This window comes from Acinetobacter brisouii (assembly GCF_008993995.1).
Lineage (GTDB): Bacteria > Pseudomonadota > Gammaproteobacteria > Pseudomonadales > Moraxellaceae > Acinetobacter > Acinetobacter brisouii_A.
Genome location: NZ_BKNN01000136.1, coordinates 1 through 2591, shown reverse-complemented (window position 1 = coordinate 2591; position 2591 = coordinate 1). Strand labels below are relative to the sequence as shown.

The 2591-nt window shown below is 37.8% G+C and carries 1 protein-coding gene and 2 pseudogenes; 1 reads left to right on the top strand and 2 read right to left on the bottom strand.

Translation table 11 applies throughout. The features are described from left to right. Positions 1-126 (bottom strand): annotated as a pseudogene (locus tag GBN19_RS15180) (IS3 family transposase); the annotation flags it as partial. A gap of 86 nt (positions 127-212) precedes the next feature. Between GBN19_RS15180 and GBN19_RS15175 the strand changes: the two are divergent. Next, a pseudogene (locus GBN19_RS15175) lies at positions 213-512 on the top strand (hypothetical protein); the annotation flags it as partial. 79 nt (positions 513-591) lie between these two features. Here GBN19_RS15175 and GBN19_RS15170 read toward each other — a convergent pair. Beyond that, positions 592-2421, bottom strand: coding sequence for an ATP-binding protein (locus GBN19_RS15170; protein WP_228271303.1), 1830 nt, complete (start codon positions 2419-2421; stop codon positions 592-594). Positions 2422-2591: the final 170 nt, after the last annotated feature.

Below are 2591 nucleotides of genomic sequence, written 5' to 3'. Positions count from 1 at the left end.
GATTTGGTTTTGATGTAAATCGAATTGAGTAGAAAGTTCAGCGAGTGTGTGGTCGCCTTTAATTGCTGCGAGAGCAACTTTAACTTTAAACTCTGCTGAATGATTACGACGTTTTCTTCGTGTCATGATTGACTCCAAAAACAAGCATTTCCCATGCTTATTGGGGGAGTAGATTATCACTTATAGGCATGGTCTAAAATCCTAGACCCACATCAGAAGCTACACAGAATGATGAATCCACCTATGAGCAAGTCAAAGCCAAAGAAATGTTTGGGAAGGTGGCTTCAAAAACTGAGGTTGCGAATATTTCTATTCAGTCTCAAGTGACCTATGACCTGATTGGCAATATTGCTGATGATACGAATCTGACTCGTAAAACGGTTGCTCGTATCTTGCAAGGAATTAATGCTGCGGTATTTGCGCAGTTTAAATTAAATCCAGAAGCATTCATCCGTGAAATGAGTCGTATCATTAACGAGCAACAGGCAAAAATGGTGATTCAAGGGCTTAAATGCGTATTCTTATTTAAATGAACAGGCTTTCTTATTTTAAGTTGGATGCCTGTTCTTATTTTACTTGGACAACAAGTATCTAAATCTGCTGCCAATCATCAGCTATCTCTTTCCAATCTACACTACGAGTAACTGTATTTCCATTCTGATCTTGTCCAGTCCATACATTCCAGTAGTCAGGATCGTCTGATCTTGGTCTATGTTCAGCCGAAAGATGATTCATTTGAACTAATACGGGTAATTCCGAAGCCCAACCAAGTAGTATTGCATTTCTGGAAGGTAACGAGGGTAAATCTCTCAATAATCCTCGGAGATTATCAGGCACCAATTTGTGTATCAGTTCTTGATCCCGTTCATTGCTAATCCGATGAAGTAAGAAACTATTACACTGAGAAAGAACAGTCGGTGAGAGTTCACTAGGTCTTTGTGACGAAAGCATCATACCTAATCCAAACTTTCGCCCTTCACGAGCTATTTTTTCAAAAACTTGACAACATATAGATGATGAATTGTGATATTCGGTATCATCCTTATACCGTTTCACAAAAGTATGAGCCTCCTCCATAACTAATACTGTAGGAAGTACTTGCCCTTGATTCATTCGACGATATCTTTGTAAGGATTCCAATGTCATTCGAGCTATAGTAGCTGCAATGATATGTGCAATTTCTGCTGGAACTAATGAAAGGTCGATAACTGTAACTGTTCCATTTGAAGCATTGTTATCCCCGATATAATCAGAAAGCCAACCATCCAAAGTCATTTCTTTTGCACCGTCAATCTGACTTGTTAAGACTTTCATTCGAGTATCTGAGAGAAGAGTCTTAATTCTCATTTGCATGGTATCAATATATTCTGAGACACCTAGCAATTCGGCATTTCCTTCAATACTTTTTAATAAATTTTCACCAGAAAATGGTCTTGGAATATCAGCATCTATTGGCAATGCATCCATTGCACTGCCACCAAATGAGGTATAGGCAGTTTTTAGTAATTGTAAGAAGTCATTAATCTCTGTTCTATCAAAGTCAAATAGTGCGTATTGTGCTGAACGTGCTTGTTCAAAGTGGGTTATCTTATCTGTAATTGCTGTTAAACATGTTTGTTGATTACTATCAAATACATCTTGATCAGTTAATCCAATTCTCCATTTTTTTAACTTTTCAAAAAAATTCTTCGCTTTGGGAAAGTTTCCCCAAGGTGAACCTGAGTTAATTTCGATTTGGGTAATGCTAATGAGTGTTCTTAAATATTGTTTCATTTCTTGATGGGCAGATTGCTCAATATTAAAAACACCTTCCCGAACCGAACGTAAAGCTTGAATTAATGTAGGACGTTGGGTCTTAAGGCTTGCTTGTGTAAAAGAAACCCACTCAGAACTATTCCAAAGCCATAAAGGAACTTGAAGTTGCTGTATGTCCTCATCTTTGGGTTCTACAGAAAAGATTCGAACGTTTACTTTGTCTTTAAAAGTTTCTGAATATTCGCCATTTGGATCTAATATGATAAATCGGGCATTTGGCTGACTATGTCTAACTTTTTCTGCTGCATCAAGTGACCAGCGAATCAAACCAGCTACAGAACAAGATTTACCACTTCCAGTATTGCCCAATACTGCTAAATGACGACCAAAAAGACGATCTGGATCAATCATCACTTTTGCACCATTTGCCAATGGACTGGTGCCAATACAAACTCTTCGATTATCACCAGATTCAACTATATCTTGTAATTGATGTTGAGTTGGTAAAATGACAGGTGCTCCCACTGTGGGGTAGCTTTCTACACCTCTTTGAAATTTATAATAAACTCTATCATTTTCTTCTTTGTCGTAAATCAAACAACCCAAAGGATTTAAGCTCATTTTCCGCAAAGGATACGGTAAATCAACTAAACCAAAATCCTGCATTCCTTTTCTTTTTGGGTATTGTGAGCGTTCTATAGTAATCCATGGCTTTGTTGCACAAACCTATCTGTAAAGGCTTTTTCAGCGATATAATTTTCAAATGAAGAAGCCTACACACAAAATCTACCGTACAACCAATTGGCCCGCATATAACCGAGCACTCATGAGTCGCG